Genomic DNA, 21,348 nt, shown 5'->3' with positions numbered 1-21,348 from the left:
TATTTCGACCGTCAGCTTTCTTCGTACCAGCCATCCGGTCGCGGTGAGACGCCGTGGGGGGCCGTTCCAGTGACGTGAGCCTCGGAGGGGATCTGGCCCGATGGCGCAACCGCGGCGGGGCTGAGATGCGGCGGGGTGCGCCGAGGCCGCTCCTTGCGGACGAACGCGCGACGCAGCGCGTGATACGGGGCGTCCGGGTCCAGGAAGGTCCGGCGCATCCGGGCCAGCTCCTGCTCGCGGAAAGCGGCCGGCGGGATGACGCTCTCCTGCCGGTCCAGCTCCCTCTTCTTCGCGGTGATCCGTGACGCGGTTCCCGGCAGCGCCGCCAGGCGAGCCGCCAGGCGGCCGACCTCCGCGGCGAACTCCTGCGGGCCGCACTCCATCACCCGGTCGACGAGTCCCGTACGCCGGGCGCTTGCCGCGCTCACCGGCAGCGCCTCGCGCATGAGTCGTTCGGCCGCCGCGGGCCCCACCCTGCGCGGCAGGGTGTACGTCCAGTACTCCGAGCCGTACAGGCCCATCAGACGGTAGTGCGGGTTCAGCACGGCTCCCGCGCGGCACCACACCTCGTCGGCCGCCAGGGCGAGCATCACCCCGCCGGCCGCGGCGTTGCCCGCGACGGCCGAGACCACCAGCCGGTCCGTCGTCGTCAGGACCGCCTCGACGAGGTCGTCGATGGCGTTGATGTTCGCCCAGGACTCGGCACCGGGGTCGTCCGCGGCCTCGATGACATTGAGGTGGATCCCGTTGGAGAAGAAGTCCCGTTCGCCGCCCAGCACCAGCACCGATGTGGGTCGCGTGCACGCGTCCCGGTAGGCGTCCAGCAGGCGTCGGCACTGCGCGGTGCTCATCGCGCCGCCGGGGAAGGAGAACGAGAGGAAACCCGCGTTCCCCTCCTCCCGGTAGCGGATGTCCGTCCACGTAGGGTGCCGCGCGTCCGGGAACAGGGGCACGGTGTGCTCTCGCAGTGGAGGAAGCCGGTCGCCGAGGGCCTGTACGGCGGGCAGTTTGAACGTCGGCGGCTGCCCGGGCGCACGCCGGGGCCTCAGCTCGGGGATCCATACGGCGCCGTCCTTCGTCGCCCGGCAGATCGCCCCGGCCCTGGTGGCCAGCAGCTCGCCGGGGTGGCCACGCAACACGCTCTCCGGGTGGCCGCCGTGGAGATACCACGCGTCGCCGAGCAGCACGTCCAGCACACCGGGCTGGGAGTCCGCGGCCCGCAGCTTGCGTACGACGGTCCGTGTGGAGTCCTCGGCCCAGTCGATCCGTCGGACGCTCTGGTCGAGGTACGGACGGGTGCGCGGGTGGGCGCCTTCCGGGCGTGCCACGCTTTGGCCGACTTGGTCGGCTTCGCCACCACCTTGGCCGCCGCCTTGGCCGGCTTGGTCGGCTTGTTTGCGCGGAACGAAGGTTCCGGTGGCAAAGCGTTCCACGGCGAGCAGGACGGCCGCGAGCGCGGCGTCGGCGACCTCGCCCCGGTACAGGTCGCTCTTGGACACCGGAGGAAGCAGGCACGGAACGGACGCCCACACGTCACCGGCGTCCATTTCCTCGTCGGCCTGAAGGACCGTCACACCCCACTGGTCGGCGCCCTCGTGGATCGCCCAGTCGAGAGAGGACGGTCCGCGGTCACCCACGGGCCCCGGATGGACGACGAGGCACGTGTGCGCCGACCACACCTCCCTGGGGATCGCGGTCTTCAGCATCGGCGCCAGGATGAGCTGCGGGGCGTGCCGCCGCACGGCCTCCGGCAACGAGCCGCCGGGCAGGGCGAGTTCCACCGCCACGGTGTGGCCACGGTCCCGCAGTTCGGCATGGGCGCGCTGGGTGAGGCTGTTGAACGCGCTGGCCACGAGCAGGATGTGCACAGCTGCCTCCGGGCGGACGAGGGGCGGGCAGGGATGACCGGCCGACTGCGATCGTCAGGCATGCCGGCCGGTCCGCCCCGGCGACAGGCTGTGACGTCATCCGAAAGCGGGCGCCGATCCACCGTCCGGCCTCGACGCGGCCGCGTCATGAACTCCTTGGCCCCGGCTTCCGCGCCGGCGAGGACGGCGTGGGCGGCCAGGGCGCGCGAGAACCCGGTCGCGGGCGGCGTCGCGAACCTGCGAGGGTGTCCGTCATGGATTCCGAGCCGGGTACCGGTCCTGCCCGCCACTACGACCCCGGCCGCCAGTTGGCCCAGTTCACCGGCCGCATGCTGGTGGTCTGTCCACGATGCGGCGGCCGTGCGCTCGTGGTTCCCCGGCCTGGTCTTCCCGCGCCCAGGTACTTCAGCGAGCTGTTGTTCCAGCCACGCCGTCTGGCTTGCGGTGGGTGCGGAACCGTCGCCGACCGGGAACCCGAGATGCGTGGTGCGGGGCTGGTCGGCGCGGTGCCGGGCGGGAGTGAGGATCCGTTTTTCCGGCGGCCGCTGTGGCTGCAGACCCGTTGCGTCGGCCGGATCCTGTGGGCCTACAACGAGGAGCATGTCGACGAGTTGTCGGCCTACGTGGGCGCCCGGGTGCGCGAGCGTGGCGGGGTGCGGCCGACGCGGGCCATGTTCGCGCGGCTGCCGGCGTGGATGAAGAGGGCGGACCAGCGCTCTGAGGTCCTGGCCGGTCTGGAGACGCTGCGCGCTCTGGCCGAGCGGTCGGCACCTGCCGACCGCTCCGACGCCGCGCATGAGCGCGGTGACCGTCCCCGACCGTACGGAAGCCTGTACTTCCGGGGCGGCCCGTATGAGGCGAGGTCCTGAGAGGGCCCCGTCGGCATGCCGGACCTCAGCGGCGCCGCGCGGTACCCGGCAGGGGTCTGTCGACAGCACACGCTCCGCGTTGGCCGGTAGACGGCCCAGGAGCCAGTACTCGGCGGGGGTGAGGTCGAGCGGTCCGGGCCCGCGGGTGCACCATGTCGTTCCACCAGCAGCCACTGACAGGTCGCTCCACCAGCAGCCACTGACAGGTCGCTCCACCAGCAGCCACTGACAGGTCGCTCCACCGGCAACCACTGAGGAGTCAACGATGACGACAGCCGATTCCCGCGCGTCGGCGCCGGGGTCCGCCGAGCCCGTGGTCCCCACCGCCGCCGGTACGGTGCGCGGCCGCCTGGAGGGCGGCCTGGCGGTCTTCCGCGGTGTCCCGTTCGCCGAACCGCCCGTGGGGGACGCGCGGTTCGCCGCGCCGCGCCCGGTACGCGCCTGGGACGGGACACGGGACGCGTTCGCCTTCGGTCCGCCGCCGCCCCAGGAGACGGGGATCCAGGGCCGCGCCGCCCTGCTGGACGCGCCCACGGGCGACGACTGGCTGACGGTCAACGTCTGGACACCCGACCCGGACCCTGGTGCCCGCCGCCCGGTGATGGTGTGGATCTACGGCGGTGCCTACAAGCTCGGCCACTCCGGCAGCCCCGGCTACGACGCTCGCCGCATCGCCCGCGACGGCGACGTCGTCGTGGTCACCCTCAACTACCGTGTCGGCATCGAGGGCTTCGCCCGGGTCGACGGCGCTCCCGCCAACCGCGGTCTGCTCGACCAGGTCGCGGCCCTGGAATGGGTACGGGAGAACATCACGGCGTTCGGCGGCGACCCCGGCCGGGTCACCGTCTTCGGGGAGTCGGCCGGCGCCGGATCAATCGCCTCGCTGCTGGCCATGCCGAGCGCGTCCGGCCTCTTCCGGCGGGCCATCGCCCAGAGCGTGCCGGGCACGTACTTCTCCGACGAACTGGCCAAGGACATCGCGGCCGCGATCGCCGCCGAAGCGGGCCTGCGCCCCACGGCCGCCGATCTGTCCACCGTCGACCCACGTCAACTACCCGCCGCAGGCGAGGCGTTGGCGGCCACGATGCGCCAGTACGAGGACCGGTGGGGGCCGGTCGTCCACACCCTGACCCCCTTCTCCCCCGTCGTCGACGGCGAGGTCCTGCCCACCACCCCCTGGCAGGCGCTGGCGGCCGGCACCGCCCGGGACGTCGAACTGATCGTCGGTCACAACAGCGAGGAATTCCGGCTGTTCGTCCTCCTCTCCGGACAGCTCGGAAAGATCACCGACGGGGAGGCGCGGGCAGCACTGCGCAGGTTCGGACCCGGACCGGACGCCGAACAGGCCTACCGCACCGGCTTCCCCGACGCCTCGCCGGGCGAGCTGTACGAACGCGTCATGTCCGACTGGCTGTTCCACATGCCCTCACTGCACCTGGCCGAGGCGCAGCTCACCGGCGGCGGACGCGCCCACGTCTACGAGCTGACCTGGCCGGCCCCGGGCAACGGCGGCGTACTGGGCGCCTGCCACGGCCTGGACATCCCGCTGCTGTTCGGCACGTTCGACGCCGACCTCGGCAGCCTGCTGTTCGCCGGTACGGAACCCTCACCGGAGGCCGAGGCGCTGTCATCCCGTTTCCGGGCGTCCTGGACGGCGTTCGCACGGACGGGCGACCCCGGCTGGCCCACGTACGACACCGAGCGGCGGCTGGTCCAAGTCCTCGACGCGGCCCCAGAGGTCATCCCCTACCCCGAGGAAACCTCCCGGCGCCTCTGGGAGCGCCACACCTTCCCCGCGCTGCCGCTGATCCAGTGAAGTCCGCCGGTTCCTGGCCGGAATTCGGCGAACACCCGGTGCTGATGCCTCGGGCACGCAGCCGACGCGGGACGACCAGGGCGACCAGGACAGCGACGAACGCCTGTTGATCTGATCGGCCCGCCTCGCGATGCCGAAGACATCCTGCGGCCCCTTCCCCTGCCGCAAAGCCCCGTACGCCTCCTGCGCCACCGCCCCGAGACCTTTTGGATTCGGCCACGGCCCGACCGCCCCACGCGGCCGGAAGGCGCTACCGAGCGGGCTTGATCCCATGGAACGTGCGTCCTAAACGAGCCATCTACCGGCGAGTACGAATCGTGGCTATTCACACTCAAGTGCCGAATCCAACCCTTTTGCCCAGCGTGAATTTTGATTATATGAAAGGGAACTGTTTAAGGATTCAATTTACACCTGGGGAAACAATGCGTTTCCGCTTGATCCAATCGGGACACCATCCTGACGCGCCGTCAGGACACGTACGCGCAGGATGAGTTGGGGCGGAGGACGCGCGCGGCCTGCGGTCGGCGCCCCCTCAACCGCCCTCGGGTCAGGCCGCTGTCGCCCGTTCACACAGGAATCCGATGCAGCCGTGTCGGCAGTGTTACATCCGGCAAGGACCGTCTCATTGAGAGTTTGACTTTCGCGAGGATGCGCAATAACCATGAGCGTGCTTCGCAGTGCCTTGTGAAGCACAAGCGCTCTCCCCCACCATTCCTCACTCTCGTGTGATTTGGAGCGTTCGCGTGCCTGTGTCGAATTTCGATACTTCCGGGCTGTTTGCTGTCGAGGACATCGTCATCGCCGTGAGCCCGCTCGCCGTCCCCTCGGCACGGGTCACCGCGGCCGCCGTACGGGCCGGCGGTCTCGGCGTGCTCGACCTCACCTCGGGTGGGCGCCGGGCGGCGGCGGAACTCGCGCTCGCCGAGGAATGGTCGGCCGCCGGCTTCGGCGTACGGCTCTCCGACAACGATGCCTTTCCCGCGCGGGACCTCCCCGCCCGCGTGCACACCGTCCTGCTGACCAGCGACGCCTCGTGCACCCCGGGCGACTTCCCCGGCCACCGCGTGCTCGTCGAGGTGACCGGCCATGAGCAGGCCTTACGGGCCCTATCGGCCGGGGCGCACGGACTGATCGCCCGGGGCCACGAGGCAGGCGGCCCCGTGGGCGAACTGGGCACGTTCGTGCTGGTGCAACAGCTGCTCGCCGACCGGGAGTTGGACCTGCCGGTCTGGGCCTGCGGCGGCGCGGGCCCGCACACCGCGGCGGCCGTCGTCGCGGGCGGCGGTGCCGGTGTCGTCCTGGACACCCAGCTCGCCCTGCTCACCGAGGCCGAGGCCGGACTGCCCGCCGGCACCTCCGTACTCCTCACCGGGCTCGACGGCTCCGAGACCACCGTGGAGAACGGCCGCCGTGTCGTACGGCGCCGGGGTGCCCCGGACGGTGCCCCGGCGCCCGAGATCGGTCAGGACGGTTTCCTCGCGGCACGCTTCCATGAGCGCTGGGGCACCGTCCACGCGGCGGTCCGGGGCGTACGTGACGCCGTCCTCGACGCCCTCAAGAGCGCGGGTCCCGCCCTCGGCCCCGACAGCGCGGGCAGCCGTGCGCTCGGGACCGAACTGCCGGTCGTCCAGGGGCCGATGACCCGGGTGAGCGACCAGGCCGCGTTCGCCGCCGAGGTGAGCGGCCACGGAGCGCTGCCCTTCATCGCGCTCGCGCTCTCCGGCGCCGAGCAGACCCGCACCGTCCTGGAGCGGACCAGGGACGCCCTCGGGCACGCGCCCTGGGGAGTCGGGGTCCTCGGATTCGCCGACGAGGAGATCAAGGCCGCCCAGCTGGAGGTCGTACGGGAGATCCGCCCCTCCCACGCGATCATCGCGGGCGGCCGTCCCGCGCAGGCGGCCGCACTGGAGGCGGTGGGCATCTCCACCTTCCTGCACGTGCCGTCGCCGGGGCTCCTGAAGCAGTTCCTGGAGGCGGGCGCGCGCAAGTTCGTCTTCGAGGGCGCCGAGTGCGGTGGCCATGTCGGCCCGCGGGGCAGCTTCCCGCTGTGGGAGGCGCAGCTCTGCGTGCTCGACGACTTCCTGGCGGGCGCCAAGAACGGTACGGCCGCGGAGTTGCAGCTGCTGTTCGCGGGCGGGGTGCACGACGAGCGGTCCGCCGCCATGGTGACCGCCCTCGCCGCGCCGCTGAGCGCCCGGGGTGCCGCCGTGGGCGTACTGATGGGCACGGCGTATCTGTTCACCGAGGAGGCCGTGAGCGCGGGCGCGGTACTGCCCCTGTTCCAGCGGCAGGTGATCGCAGCCGAGCGCACCGATCTCCTGGAGACCGCTCCCGGGCACGCCACCCGCTGTGTCCGCAGCCCGTTCACCGACGAGTTCGCCGCCGTCAAGGAGGAGCTGGCCGCCCGCGACGTACCCGGCCGGGAGGCCTGGGAGCGGCTGGAGCAGCTCAACGTCGGCCGGTTGCGGCTGGCCAGCAAGGGCCTGGAGCGGGCCGGGGGCGAACTTCACGAGGTCGGTGAGGAGAGACAGCTCGCCGAGGGCATGTTCATGGCCGGAGAGGTCGCCGTCCTGCGCTCGGCCATCACCACCGTCGCCGACCTGCACGCCTCGGTGACCACCGGGGCGGCCGGCTTCCTGGCGGCCCGGCTGGACGCCCTCGGCATCGAGGAACCGGCCATCGCCGCCTCCCCCGAGCCGCTGGACATCGCCGTCGTCGGCATGGCCTGCATGTTCCCCGGTGCCCCCGACCTCGCCGCCTTCTGGGCGAACGTGCTCGCCGGTGCGGACGCCGTCACGGAGGTGCCCGCGACCCGCTGGGACGCCGACCTCTACCACGACCTGAACGGCGCCGGGGAGAAGACCCCGTCCCGCTGGGGCGGCTTCCTCCCCGAGATCCCGTTCGAGCCGCTGCGGTACGGGATTCCACCCGCCTCACTGCCCGCCATCGAGCCGGTGCAGCTGCTGGCCCTGGAGGCCGCGCGCCGGGCCCTGGAGGACTCCGGTTACGGGAGCCGGTCCTTCGACCGGGCCCGCGCGTCGGTGGTGTTCGGCGCGGAGGCGGGCAGTGACCTGTCGAACGCCATGACGCTGCGGTCCGTACTGCCCGCCTATCTCGGCACTCTGCCGCCCGCGCTGGCGGAGCAGCTGCCGCGGCTCACCGAGGACTCCTTCCCCGGCATCCTCGCCAACGTCATCGCGGGCCGGATCGCCAACCGCCTCGACCTCGGCGGCGCCAACTACACCGTCGACGCCGCCTGCGCCTCCTCCCTCACCGCCGTCGACGTGGCGTGCAAGGAACTGAGCGGCGGTACCAGCGACTTGGTGCTGTGCGGCGGCGCCGATCTGCACAACGGCATCAACGACTACCTGCTCTTCGCCTCCGCCCACGCCCTCTCGCCCTCCGGCCGCTCCGCGCCCTTCGACAGCGCCGCCGACGGCATCGCGCTCGGCGAGGGCGTCGGCTGCGTCGTCCTCAAGCGGCTCGCCGACGCCGAGCGCGACGGCGACCGGATCTACGCGGTCATCAAGGGCGTCGGCAGCGCCAGTGACGGCCGGGCGCTGGGCCTGACCGCGCCCCGGCCCGAGGGGCAGTACAACGCGCTGACCCGGGCCTACCGCAACGCGGGCGTCTCGCCCGCCGAGGTCGGGCTCGTGGAGGCGCACGGCACCGGCACCGTCGTCGGCGACCGCACCGAACTCGGCTCGCTCACCCGGGTGTTCGAGGAGGCCGGCGCCGAGCCCGGCAGGTGTGCGCTCGGCTCGGTCAAGTCGCAGATCGGGCACACCAAGTGCGCGGCCGGGCTGGCCGGACTGATCAAGGCCTCGCTCGCCCTCCACACCGGAGTGAAGCCGCCGACCCTGCACCTCGCCGAACCGAACCCGGCCTGGGACGCGCAGAGCAGCCCGTTCGCCTTCCACACCGAGGCCCGCCCCTGGCCCGCCGCGCCGGCCGAACGGGTCGCCGGAGTCAGCGCCTTCGGCTTCGGCGGCACCAACTTCCATGTCGTGCTGCGGGCCTACGAGGACGGTCCACCGCCGGTCACCGCCGCCCAGCAGTGGCCCGCCGAGCTGTTCACCTTCCGGGGCGCGGACCGGGCGGCGGCCGTGCGCGCCGCCACCGAGCTGCTCGCCCTCGTCGAGGCGGACCCCGGACCCCACGAGCCGTGGCGGCTGCGGGACTTCGCGCTCGGCGCGTCCCGCCGCGCGGAGTCCGCCGGCACGCGTGGCGCCCGGACCTGGATCGCCCTCGTGGCCGAGTCGGCCGAGGAGCTGGCGGCGCTGCTGCGCCGGGCCGTCGCGGGTGAACACGCCCCGAAGGAGGGCCTGTTCACCGCCGACGACACGGAGACGGGCGAGGTGGCGCTGCTCTTCCCGGGCCAGGGCAGCCAGCGGCCGGGGATGTTCGCGGAGCTGTTCGTGGCCTTCCCCGAACTCCAGCGCCATCTGCGGCTCGACGAGACGACGGCCCGCGTCCTCTTCCCGCCGACGGCTTTCGACGAGGCGAGCCGCAAGGAGCAGCAGGAGCGGATCACCGACACCACCGTCGCACAGCCCGCGCTCGGGCTCACCGGACTCGCCGCGTTCCAGCTCCTCACCAGGGCCGGGATACGCCCGGCGATGGCCGCGGGGCACAGCTACGGAGAGCTGGCCGCACTGGCCGCGGCGGGCGCCCTCACCCCCGACGCGCTGGTGCGGACCAGCCGCGGCCGGGCCGCCGCCGTCCTGGGCGCCGCCGGCGACGGTGATCCCGGCACCATGGCAGCCGTCGCCGCGGGCGAACCGGAGGTCGCGGCGGCCCTGGCGGCGGCGGGACTCGACGGCTCAGTGGTGACGGCGAACCGTAACTCGCCCCGTCAGACGGTGATTTCGGGCCCCACGGACGACGTGCTCACCGCCGTCGAGCGGCTGCGCGCCCAGGGCCTGGGCGCCAAGCGCATCCCGGTCGCCTGCGCGTTCCACAGCCCGCTGGTCGCGGCGGCGGGCGAGGCCTTCGCGAAGGTGCTCGCCGACGTCCCGGTCGGCGCGACCGACTTCCCGGTCTGGTCGAACCGTACGGCCGCCCGCTACCCGGAGAGCCCCGAGGCGATCCGGGCCGAACTCGCCGCCCAGATCGGCGCACCGGTCCGGTTCGCCGACCAGATCGAGGCGATGTACGAGGCCGGGGCCCGGGTCTTCGTCGAGGCCGGCCCCGGCTCGGTGCTGACCCGGCTGGTGGGCACGGTCCTCGGCGACCGGCCGCACCGCACGGTCGCCCTGGAGAAGGGCCGGCACACCGGTCTCGTCGGATTCCTCGCCGCGCTCGCCCAACTGGCCGTCGCCGGTGTGGACGTCAGGACCTCGTGGCTCTTCCAGGGCCGGGGCGCGGTCGACGCCGCCCGGGCACCTCGCCGGGTGCGCGCCGCGTGGACCGTCGACGGCCATCTGATCCGCACGGCGGACGGCGCGATCCCCGCCGCCGCACTCCATCCCGCCGAGCGCGTCCCGGAGGCCCTCGTGACCCACAGCACCTCGGCCGGACCGGTGGCAGCCACCGGCTCCGAGGCCCTGATCAGTGAGTTCCTGCGGACGAGCCGGGAGATGATCGCGGCTCAGCGGGATGTGATGCTGGGGTATCTCGGTGCGGATCCGGCGGTACGGCCCCCGGCCCCGGCCGCCGCCCCGGCCACGTACGCCGACGCCCCGGTCACGTACGCCGACGCCCCCGTCACCGTGACCGCGCCGCCCGCCGCACCGGCTGCCGTGGCTGCCGTGGCCGAGCCCGCCGGGGGCTCGGTGCTCTCGGTCGTACTCGACGTGATCGGCGAACGCACCGGCTACCCCGTCGACATGATCGAACCCGACCTCGACCTCGAAGCCGACCTCAGCGTCGACTCCATCAAACGAGCCGAAATCGCCGGCGAACTCGCCGCCCGACTCGGCCTCACCACCACCGCCGACACCGACGTGGAAGAACTCGCCAAGGCACGCACCGCCGCCGCCATCACCGCGCTGGTCGAGCGGGTCACCGGACCGGGCGCCGTTCCCACCCCGGCCCCGGCTGCCCAGGCCCCCGCTCCCGCCGCGGGCCCCGCACCGACCGCCGAGTCCGTCCTCGCACTCGTGCTCGACGTGATCGGCGAACGCACCGGCTACCCCGTCGACATGATCGAACCCGACCTCGACCTCGAAGCCGACCTCAGCGTCGACTCCATCAAACGAGCCGAAATCGCCGGCGAACTCGCCGCCCGACTCGGCCTCACCACCACCGCCGACACCGACGTGGAAGAACTGGCGAAGGCACGCACCGCCGCGAGCATCGCCGAGCTGGTGGCGGGTGCCCGAGGGGAGGCAGCCGAGGCCAGGGCCCCGGAAGTCACCCCGGCAGCCACCCCGCAGTCCGCCCCGGCCGGCGCAGAGCCCTTGGTCGTGGCGCCCAAGCGCCTGGTGATGCGGGAGTTCGACCTCGCCCCCGCCGAGCCCGCGCCCACCGGCGACCGGCTGACGGGCCGGAACTTCCTGCTCCTCGGCACCGGACCCGTCGCCGACGCGCTGACCGCCCGCCTCACCGCGCACGGCGCCCACGCGCTCACCGCCGACGAGCCCCCGGCCGACGAGAAGTTCGACGGCCTCATCCACCTCGTCGCGCCGGACGCCCCACCCGTCCTGCCGGACACCTTCCCCGTCTACCGACAGGTGCTGGCGGGCAACCCACGCTGGGTGCTGGCCTCAGGCACCTCCGCCGGACTGCGCGGCTTCTTCCGCTCCGTGGCGCGCGAGTACCCCGACACGGTGGCCCGGGTCGTCGAGCACGCCCCCGGCACCGCGCCCGAGGACATCGCCGCCGGTCTCGTCGCCGAACTCACCGCCGACGACCGGGAGCCGGTGGTGCTACGTTCCCCGGGCACCCGTCGCGGACTGCGCATGGCCGAGGAGGGCCTGGGCCTGCTCGGCGGAACGGGCGCGGGCCCGGCCGGTGACGGCGCGGCCGAGGCCGCCGCGCTCGGCCTCGACACCGACTCGGTCGTGCTGCTGGTGGGCGGCGCCCGCGGGATCACCGCCCGGTTCGCCGCGACCCTGGCCGCCGCCTGCCGCTGCCGGATCGAACTGTTCGGCCGCACCGCCCTGCCCGAGGGCGCCGAGGACCCCGCCCTCGCCCCCGCGGTCACCACGGGCGAACTGCGCGCCGCGCTCATCGCGGGCGGCCTGCGGGTGCCCGCCGAGATCGAACGGGCGATCGGCCGGATCCAGGCCGAGCGCGAGGTGCGTGGCACGCTGCGCCGGCTCGCCGCACTCGGCTCCGAGGTCCGCTACCGCACCGTGGACGCGCTGGACGGCGACGCCGTGCGCCGGGCGGTGAAGGAGATCCACGCCGAGCACGGCAGACTCGACGCCGTCGTCTACGCGGCGGGCGTGATCGAGGACAAGCTGATCGCGGAGAAAAGCCCGCGGTCGTACGACCGGGTGTTCCGTACGAAGGCCGACGGCGCCCGTGAACTGCTGGACGCGATCAGCGAGTTGCCGGACGGGCCGCGGTTCGCCGTGCTGTTCGGCAGCATCGCCGCGACCCTCGGCAACCGCGGCCAGTCCGACTACGCCGCCGCCAACGACGCCCTGGAGACCCTCGGCACCCGCTGGGCGGACGCCGGGGCGGGCCGCCGCGGGCTGACCGTCCACTGGGGCCCGTGGGCACCGACCGGCGACGGCAACCACGGCATGGTCACCCCCGAGCTGATGCGGCACTACGCCGCCCGCGGCATCCGGCTCATCGACCCCGACGAGGGCACCATGAGCCTGCTGCGCGAGCTGGCCTGGGGCCCCGAGGGCGACACCGCCGTCGTGTACACCGCCTCGGGCTGGTGACCATGACCACCCCCGGACGCGCCGAACCCATCGCCATCGTCGGCATGTCGGTGCTCTTCCCCGGCGCCCCCGACCTCGCCACGTACTGGCACAACCTGGTCTCCGGCGTCGACGCCATCACCGACGTCCCGCCCGGCCGCTGGGACGCCGACGAGCACTACGCGCCCGGCGCCGAGCCCCGCGCCGACCGGGTCTACTGCCGGCGCGGCGGCTTCGTGGACGAGCTGGCCGAGGTGGACGTCACCGAGTTCGGGATCATGCCGGCCGCGGTGCCGGCCACCGAGCCCGACCAGCTCATCGCGCTGCGGGTGGCCGCGCAGGCCCTCGCCGACGCGGGCGGCGCGGACCGGCTGCCCGCCGACCGGCACCGGGTCGGTGTGGTGCTCGGCCGCGGCGGCTACCTCACCCCCGGCCTGGTCAGGCTCGACCAGCGAGTGCGGACCGCGAGCCAGCTCGTACGCACCCTGGGCGAGCTGCTGCCCGACCTCGGCGCGGACCGACTGGAGGCCGTACGGCAGGCGTTCACCGACCGCCTCGGCCCCGAGGCGCCGGAGTCGTCGATCGGGCTCGTACCCAACCTCGCCGCCTCCCGGCTGGCCGGCCGCCTCGACCTGCGCGGCCCCGCGTACACCGTGGACGCCGCCTGCGCCTCCTCGCTCATCGCCGTCGACCACGCCGTGCGCGAACTCGCGGACGGACGGTGTGACGTGATGCTGGCGGGCGGTGTGCACCACTGTCACGACATCACCTTCTGGAGCGTGTTCAGCCAACTCGGCGCGCTCTCGCCGAGCGAGCGCATCCGGCCGTTCCACAAAGGCGCGGACGGGGTGCTGATCGGCGAGGGGACCGGCGTCGTCGTCCTCAAGCGGCTCGCCGACGCCGAGCGCGCCGGCGACCGGATCTACGCCGCGATCACCGGCACCGGCGTCGCCTCCGACGGACGTACGACCAGTCTCATGGCGCCGGACTCCGGCGGCCAGGTCCGCGCGGTCCGTCAAGCCTGGCAGGCCGCCGGGCTCGACCCGGCGGCACCCGGCTCGATCGGGCTCCTGGAGGCGCACGGCACCGCCACCCCGGCCGGCGACGGCGCCGAACTCGCCACGCTCGCCGAGGTGTTCGGGCCGCCACCGAAGGACGCGACCGCCGACGAACCGGGCGCCGTCATCGGCTCGGTGAAGTCGATGATCGGCCACACCATGCCCGCCGCGGGCATCGCCGGGCTGATCAAGGCCGCCCTCGCCGTCCACCACGGGGTGCTGCCGCCGACCCTGCACTGCGACGAGCCGCATCCGGCGCTGGCCCGCACCCGGTTCGCCCCCATCAGCGCCGCCCGGCCCTGGCCCGCCGACGACCGGCAGCCCGTGCGCCGGGCCGCCGTCAACGCCTTCGGTTTCGGCGGCATCAACGCGCATGTGGTGCTGGAACAGGTGGCGGTCACGAGGGCGGCCCAGGTCTACGAGCCGGAGCGGGTGCTGCGACTGACCGCGCCGACACCCGAGGCGATGGCCGCGCTGCTGGACCGCGACGACTCCGCGATCCTCGCCGCCGGTCTCGACGAACGCGCGCCGGCGCCCGCCGCCGATCCGGTGCGGCTCGCCGTCGTCGGGCCCACCGCGAAACGGCTGGCGCTGGCCCGCAAGGCGGTCGCGAAGGGCGACGGGTGGCGGGGCCGGGGCGACGTGTGGTTCGTGCCGAGCCCGCTGCTGGGGCCCGGCGGCGGCAAGCTCGCCTTCGTCTTCCCCGGCCTGGAGGCCGAGTTCGTGCCCAACTCCGAGGACGTCGCCCGGCACTTCGGGCTGCCCTGGTCGCGGGCCGTCGCCGACGCCACCGTGGGCGACGTGGGCCGGCAGGGCACCGGCGTCTTCGAACTCGGCCGGCTCCTCGACGCGGCGCTGCGCCGGCTCGGCGTCGCACCCGACGCGCTGGCCGGACACAGCCTGGGCGAGTGGACCGCGATGGCCGCCGCCGAAATCCACGCACCGGACGAGGTCGACGCCTTCCTCGCCGGCTTCGACCCCGACGCGCTGAGCGTTCCCGGGCTCGCCTTCGCCGCGATCGGCGCCCCCGCCGAGCAGGTGCTGACGGAGCTGGCCGGGCGCACGGACGTGGTCCTCTCCCACGACAACGCGCCCAACCAGTCGATGATCTGCGGCCCGGAGCCCGCCGTCGCCGCACTCGTCGACGTGTTCCGGTCCCGGGCACTGATCTCGCAGATCCTGCCGTTCCGCTCCGGCTTCCACACCCCGATGCTGGAGCCCTACCTCGGCCCGATCAGAAAGGCGGCCGAGACCTACACCCTCCACCCGGCCGCGCTGCCACTGTGGTCCGCGACGACCGTAGCCCCGTACCCGGAGGAACCGGCGGCGATCCGCGACCTGTTCGTCCGCCATCTGCTGGAGCCGGTCCGCTTCCGGCCGCTGGTGGACACGATGTACGCGGCGGGCTTCCGCGCCTTCGTCCAGCTCGGCGCCGGACACCTCGGCTCGCTCATCGGCGACACCCTGCACGGCCGTGCGCACCTCGTGGTCGCCGCGCACTCCCCGAACCGCTCGGGCCTGCCCCAACTCCACCGTGTCGCGAGCGCGTTGTGGGCGGACGGGGCGGCTTCGGACCTCTCCCCGCTGCTGGGCAGGGCGGCCGCCGCACCCGCGCGCACCGGCCGCCGGCCGGTCCGGCTGGACCTCGGCGGAGCGAACGTCTCCCTGGACGCGGAGACCCGCCACCGGGTGAGCGCCGCGCTGGCCCCGCGCCGCGCCCCGGCCACCCCACCACCCCGGGACGTCGGCGACCACGGCGACCACGGCACCCTCGGCGAACAGGGCCTGCTGGGAGCTGAGTTGTCCGCGCTGCTGCGGGACGCGACGGCGCTCGCCTCGGACGTGGTGTCGGCGGGCCGCCGCAGGCCCGGGGCCGCGGCGGCGACCCACCACACCCGGGCCACGCCCGGCTCACGTACGACCGCGGTGCCCGGCCCTCGTACGACGGAGCCCCCCGCGCCCCGCCCCCTCGACACCACCCTTCACGTGTCCGTCGACACCATGCCGTACCTCCTCGACCACTGCTTCTTCAAGCAGCCCGACCGGGCCGACCCCGCCGACAGCTGGCCCGTGGTCCCCGGCACCACCGTGATCGCCCATCTGATGGACTTCGCGGAACGGGCCGCCCCCGGCCGCCGGGCGGTGGCCGTCCACGACGTACGGCTGCACCAGTGGGTGACGGCCACTCCGGCGGTCGACATCCCGGTACGGATCGTCCCCGAGAGCCCGGACCGGGTCACCGCGTCGCTCGGCTCGTACGCGCAGGCCGTGGTCGAACTCGCCGCCGACCAGGGGCGGTCAGCGCCTGCCACGCCCTGGGCCTTCCCGGCCCCGGCGGAGCCCTGGACCTTCCCGGCCGCGGCGGAGGAGAAGCCCGAGCTGACGGCCGCGGAGCTGTACTCGCGCCGCTGGATGTTCCACGGACCGCGCTTCCAGGGCGTGCGCGAACTGACGGCGGTCGGCGAACGGCATGTGCGCGGGGTGCTCGTCTGCCCGCCCGCGCCGGGCGCCCTGCTGGACAACGTGGGACAGCTCCTCGGCTACTGGATCATGTCCAGGCTGCCGGTGCGCACCACGGTGTTCCCGGTCGGCATGAAGGAGATCCGCTTCCACGGCCCGCACCCCGCCCCCGGGGAGCGGTTGGAGTGCCTGATCCGGATCACCTCGGTCACCGACGCCACGCTCGAAGCCGATATGCAGCTGGTGTACCGGGGCCGGGTGTGGGCGGAGTTCACCGGCTGGCAGGACCGCCGCTTCGACAGCAACCCGCGGATCCGCGCGGTGGACCGGGAGCCCGAGCGGCACACCCTGTCCCGGATGCAGCCGGGCGGCTGGGCGCTGGTCCACGAGGAGTGGCCCGATCTGGCCACCCGCGAGCTGATCATGCGGAACATCCTGGCGGGCGAGGAGCGCGAGCGGTACGCGGCGCACGCACCGCGCGGCCGACGGCAGTGGCTGCTCGGCAGGATCGCCGTCAAGGACGCCGTACGGCATCTGATGTGGGACGGCGGCGCGGGCCCCGTCTTCCCCGCCGAAGTGCGGGTCGGCAACGACCCGACGGGCCGCCCCTTCGTGACCGGCGGCTACGGCCGGACCCTGCCCGCCCTGCATGTCTCGATCGCCCACCGCGGCGAGAGCGCCGTGGCGATGGCCAGGACCGAGGGGCCCTGCGGCATCGACATCGAGGAAGTGACCGACCGTCCCGAGGGCACCCTCGCCGTCGCCCTCGCCCCGCCGGAACGCGAGCTGCTCCGAGCCCTCGCCCAGGCTCCGCGAGGAGCCCCCGAACGACTCTGGTTCACCCGCTTCTGGGCCGCCAAGGAGGCCGTCGCGAAGGCGCGCGGCACCGGACTGGGCGGCGCGCCCAAGCAGTTCGAGATCACGGCGGCGGACGGCGCCGTGGTGAGCGTCCGTGTCGCGGGCGAGGAGTACCGCGTGCGGCACTCCTCGCTGACCATCCCCCGGCCGTCCGGACAGCCCGGCAAGGAGTACGTCGTGGCCTGGACGGCCGTCAACGATTCAGGAGAGCGAAGATGACCACTGAACTCGAAGGCCCCGCACCGCGGTCGGCCCCGGACGAGGCGACCGTGCTCGCGGACCTCTCGGCCATCCTGCGCACCGTGCTGGAGGAGTACGGGCTCGACGACTCCGAGATCACCCTGGACACGTCCTTCCACGACGACCTGGAGCTGGAGAGCATCGACCTCGTCACTCTCTCCGCCCAGCTGCGCGAGTTCTACGGCGAGCGCGTCAACTTCGCCGCGTTCATGGCCGACCGCGGTCTCGAGGAGATCATCGCGCTGACCGTCGGTGACCTCGTCGGCTATGTGGTGGGGTCGCTCGCCGTCGCGGAGGTGGGCTGACGGTGGCGACCCTGCGGGTGAACGGCATCGACGTACACGTCCAGCGCATGGGTGGGCCGGGTGACGTCCCGCGCCCCGTCGTGGTGCTCATCCACGGCATGCTCATCGACAGCCTCGCCAGCTACTACTTCAGCCTCGCGCCGCAGCTCGCCGAGGACGGCATGGACGTCGTCATGTACGACCTGCGCGGGCACGGCAAGACCTCCCGGCCGCCGACCGGCTACCGCATGGAGGACTTCGTCCGCGACCTCGACGCACTGCTCGACGCACTGGCGGTGAACCGCCCGGTGCACCTCGTCGGCAACTCCTTCGGCGGGGCGATCGCGTACGCCATGGCCGCCGCCCACCCCGAGCGGGTCGCCAGCGTCATCGCCATCGAGGCCGAGCCGCCGGGCCGGGCCTGGGCGCAGAGCATGTACGAGGGCCTGGTCGGCGAGGAGGGCGGCCTGGTGGTCCGAGAGGTCAAGGAGTGGCTGCGGGAGAACCCGGGCGAGCGCAACGCCCGGCCGTTCCGGGCGGCCGGCCGGGTGCTGGACGAGACCGCCCTCGCCCAGGAGATCCCGCTCAGCTCTCTCCTCGACGACGACCTGTCCGCGATCCGCTGCCCGGTGTTCGCCGTGTTCGGCGGCGCGTCCAAGCTCGCCGCGCAGACCGGGATGCTGGAAGCGTCCCTGGCGCGCTGCCGTACGGTCGTGCTGCCCGGTCTCGGCCACTCGGTGCTGGTGGAGGCCACCAAGGAGACGTACGCCCTCGTACGCGACTGGCTGCTCGGCCAGGAGGCGCTCGCGCTGCGGGAGGCCCGCTAGATGGGCCGATTCCTGTTCGTGGTGCCCCCGCTGGTCGGGCACGTCAACCCGGCCGTGGGCACCGCGGCGGCCCTCGCGGCCCGCGGGCACGACATCGCCTGGGCGGGCCATCCGGAACTGGTCCGCGGTCTCGCGGGGGCGGACGCCGTCGTCTTCCCCTGCGCGCTGCCCGAGGACGGTCTTTCCCGGCCCGCCGGCCTGAAGGGACCGGCCGCCTTCCAGTTCCTCTGGGAGAGCTTCCTCGTCCCGTTGGCGGACGCCATGGCGCCCGGGGTGCGGGCGGCGATCGAGGCGTACGATCCCGATGTCGTCGTCTGCGACCAGCAGGCGGTGGCGGGCGCGCTGGTCGCCGAGTCGCTCGGGCGGCCCTGGGTGACCTCGGCCACCACGTCCGCCGAACTGGTCGACCCGCTGGCCGGGATGCCCAAAGTCGCGGCCTGGCTCGACGGTCTGCTCGGGGAGCTGCGCCGCCGGATCACGGGCGGCGCCGGCGCCGCGGATCCGCGGTTCTCTCCGCACGGGGTGCTCGCGTACACCACGCGCGCGCTGCTCGGCCCGGTGGAACTGCCGGACCGGGTCTGGCTGGTGGGGCCGTCCGTCGCCGCCCGCCCGGCGGGCCCCGACGACTTCCCCTGGGAGTGGCTGGAGGCCTCCGCGCTGCCCACCGTCCTCGTCAGCCTCGGCACGGCCAACAACGACGCCGGCGCCCGTTTCCTGAACGCGGCCGCCGAGGCGCTGGGCGGGATCGCGGACCGGGTGCGGGCCGTGCTCGTCGATCCCGGCGGGGTGGTCGAGCACCCGGTGCCCGACACCGTCCTCGTACGCCGGTACGTTCCTCAACTCGCCCTGCTGGAACGGCTCGACGCGGTGGTCTGTCACGCCGGGCACAACACCGTCTGCGAGGCCCTGTGGCACGGGGTCCCGCTCGTCGTCGCGCCGATCCGTGACGACCAGCCGATCGTGGCCGCCCAGGTCGTGGACGCGGGCGCCGGGGTACGGCTGCGGTTCGGCCGCGCCGACGCGGCGAGGATCGGCGCGGCCGTCGAGGCCGTCCTCGATCCGGCTCAGGGCCACCGGAAGGCGGCCGAGGCCGTCGGGGAGTCCTTCCGGGCCGCGGGGGGCAGCGAGTCCGCCGCCGACCGCCTCGAAACACTGACGGCCGAGTCGGCCGTGCCCGGAGTACGAGGCTCATGACCGACGATCCCACGCCCACTACTCCCCCCGGCTCCTTGTCCGCCCTCATCGGCTACGCGCGGCCTCACTGGCGGGTGCTGCTGCTCTCCCTCGTCCTCACTCTGCTGGCCAGCGTGTCGGGGCTGGTGCAGCCGAAGTTCGCGCAGGCGATCCTGGACCGCCTCGACGACGGCGCCGGCGTGGTCGCCCCGGTGGCGCTGCTCGCCGTGTTCCTGGTCGCGGGCGCCCTGCTGACCGGCCTCAACGCCTGGCTCCAGCAACGCACTTCGGAGCGGGTGGTCCGGCAGGTACGGCGCGGTCTTGTGCACCGTCTGATCCGGCTGCGGGTCGCCGAACTGGACCGGCGCGCCCCCGGCGACCTCATCGCCCGCGTCACCTCCGACAGCACCCTGCTCAAGAGCGCGGCCACCGAGGGCCTGATCATGACGGTCAACGGCGTACTGACCTTCGCCGGGGCGCTGTTCATGATGGCGGCGCTCGACGCCCGGCTGCTCGGGGTCACCCTGCTGGTGCTCACCCTGGTCGGCGTCGTGATCACCGTGATCCTGCCCCGGATCAAGGCCGCAGTGGCCCGTTCCCAGAGCTCCGTCGGCGCGGTCGGCGCCGTGCTCGACCGCACCCTCGGCGCGGCCCGTACGGTCAAGGCCAACGGCGCCGAGGGCCGTGAGACGCTGGCCGCCGAGGACGCGGTCGACGAGGCGTACGCGGCCGGCCTGGTCGGCGCCCGATACAGCGCGCTGGTCACCATGGTCGGCGGCGCCGCCATCCAGACCGCGTTCCTGGTGGTGCTCGGCGTGGGCGGCACCTTCGTGGCGAACCGCACGATGTCGGTCTCCGAGCTGATCGCCTTCCTCCTGTACGTGTTCTTCCTGGCGAGTCCGGTCTCCCAGCTGGTCGGCGGGGCCGCCCAACTCCAGCAGGGGCTGGGCGCGGTGGGCAGGATCCAGGAGGCCGCCGGGCTGCCGGTCGAGGACGACATCGACGCACCGCCCGCCGCCGCCCCCGCCCACGCCGCGCCGCCCGCCGTCGAGCTGACCGGGGTCGAGTTCGCCTACCCGGGCCGCGCCCCCGCCCTGCGAGGTGTCGGCTTCACGGTCCCCGGCGGTACGCAGACGGCGCTCGTCGGCCTTTCGGGCGCCGGGAAGACCACCCTCTTCTCCCTCCTCCAGCGCTTCTACGAGCCGACCGCGGGCACGATCAGGATCGGCGGCCAGGACATCTCCGCACTGCCGCGTGCCGAGGTCCGGCGGCGGATCGCGTACGTCGAGCAGGACTCCCCGGTGATGGCCGGCTCCCTCCGCGAGAACCTGCTGTACGCGGCACCCTCGGCCACCCCTGAGGAGTTGGCCGAGGCCCTGGCCGTCACGCGCCTCGACGCGCTCGTCGCCCGCCTGCCCCAGGGCCTGGACACTCCCGTCGGCCCGCGCGGCGTGACCCTGTCCGGCGGCGAACGACAGCGCCTCGCCATCGCCCGCGCCCTGCTCCGCCGCCCTCAGGTGCTCCTCCTCGACGAGGCGACGGCCCAGCTCGACGCCCGCAACGAACAGGCCCTGAGCGAACTCGTCGCCCGTGCCGCGGGCCGGTGCACGGTCCTCTTGATCGCCCACCGCCTGTCCACGGTCACCGACGCGGACCAGATCGTGGTCCTGGAGCACGGCGGCGTCCGCGCCGTCGGTACCCACCACTCGTTGGTCGACGACGACGACCTCTACCGCGAACTGGCCGCGACCCAGCTCCTGGCGGCCGAGCCCCCGGCGTGACGGCTCGACCTGGCGCGGTGTCAACCGGCAGGCCGACGTCGAACGCCCCGCCCACCGCGCCGAGGGCCGCAAGCACCGACAGCGGGAATCCCAGGGCCGCTCGGGGGTGGGCGACCAACGGCGTGCCGTCGTCGCCGGTGTTCAAGTGCACCGCACGGCAAGGCTCGTTGCGCGCCCCAAGGCCTCGGCACCGACATGTCGTCCGTCCCCCGGCGTCGGCGCCGTCCGTAGCCTTTTCAACTTCTCCGTCCATATGTTGCCGGATGCCTGATCCGGTCAGACGCTGAAAGGTAG

General features: G+C 73.6%; 9 protein-coding genes. 8 read left to right on the top strand and 1 reads right to left on the bottom strand.

The genetic code is table 11. The features are described 5' to 3' along the window. Positions 1 to 11 precede the first annotated feature (11 nt). On the bottom strand, positions 12 to 1,868 hold the full coding sequence (locus tag SAVERM_RS37820; RefSeq protein WP_037647125.1) for a hydrogenase maturation protein: 1,857 nt from the start codon (positions 1,866 to 1,868) through the stop codon (positions 12 to 14). A gap of 254 nt (positions 1,869 to 2,122) precedes the next feature. On the opposite strand from SAVERM_RS37820, the gene SAVERM_RS37815 reads away from it, so the two are divergent. The 8 genes from SAVERM_RS37815 to SAVERM_RS37780 all read left to right on the top strand — a co-directional run bounded on the left by SAVERM_RS37815 (position 2,123) and on the right by SAVERM_RS37780 (position 21,054). After that, the gene (locus SAVERM_RS37815) at positions 2,123 to 2,737 is read left to right on the top strand and encodes a hypothetical protein (protein ID WP_010988759.1); all 615 of its coding nucleotides are present in this window, start codon (positions 2,123 to 2,125) and stop codon (positions 2,735 to 2,737) included. 265 nt (positions 2,738 to 3,002) lie between these two features. After that, positions 3,003 to 4,553, top strand: a complete 1,551-nt coding sequence (locus SAVERM_RS37810) for a carboxylesterase/lipase family protein (protein WP_042494035.1) — start codon at positions 3,003 to 3,005, stop codon at positions 4,551 to 4,553. 743 nt (positions 4,554 to 5,296) lie between these two features. Beyond that, positions 5,297 to 12,394 carry a type I polyketide synthase gene (locus SAVERM_RS37805; protein WP_010988757.1) on the top strand — a complete coding sequence of 2,366 codons (7,098 nt, stop codon included), beginning with the start codon at positions 5,297 to 5,299 and terminating at the stop codon, positions 12,392 to 12,394. A gap of 2 nt (positions 12,395 to 12,396) precedes the next feature. Continuing rightward, positions 12,397 to 16,968, top strand: coding sequence for a type I polyketide synthase (locus SAVERM_RS37800; protein ID WP_010988756.1), 4,572 nt, complete (start codon positions 12,397 to 12,399; stop codon positions 16,966 to 16,968). Beyond that, a complete protein-coding gene (locus SAVERM_RS37795) occupies positions 16,965 to 17,294 on the top strand; it encodes a phosphopantetheine-binding protein (protein ID WP_037647123.1) in 330 nt (109 codons plus the stop codon). Before SAVERM_RS37800 ends, SAVERM_RS37795 begins: the two co-directional genes overlap by 4 nt. A 2-nt stretch (positions 17,295 to 17,296) precedes the next feature. Beyond that, positions 17,297 to 18,100 carry an alpha/beta fold hydrolase gene (locus SAVERM_RS37790; protein ID WP_010988754.1) on the top strand — a complete coding sequence of 268 codons (804 nt, stop codon included), beginning with the start codon at positions 17,297 to 17,299 and terminating at the stop codon, positions 18,098 to 18,100. After that, positions 18,101 to 19,294, top strand: coding sequence for a glycosyltransferase (locus tag SAVERM_RS37785; protein ID WP_010988753.1), 1,194 nt, complete (start codon positions 18,101 to 18,103; stop codon positions 19,292 to 19,294). Then, positions 19,291 to 21,054 (top strand): ABC transporter ATP-binding protein, encoded by a 1,764-nt coding sequence (locus SAVERM_RS37780; RefSeq protein ID WP_010988752.1) that lies wholly within the window; start codon positions 19,291 to 19,293, stop codon positions 21,052 to 21,054. The genes SAVERM_RS37785 and SAVERM_RS37780 overlap by 4 nt, the downstream gene beginning before the upstream one ends. Positions 21,055 to 21,348 lie beyond the last annotated feature (294 nt).

The sequence above is a fragment of the Streptomyces avermitilis MA-4680 = NBRC 14893 genome (genome assembly GCF_000009765.2).
GTDB classification, from domain to species: Bacteria; Actinomycetota; Actinomycetes; order Streptomycetales; family Streptomycetaceae; genus Streptomyces; species Streptomyces avermitilis.
This window is presented reverse-complemented; position numbering and strand designations above follow the sequence as displayed.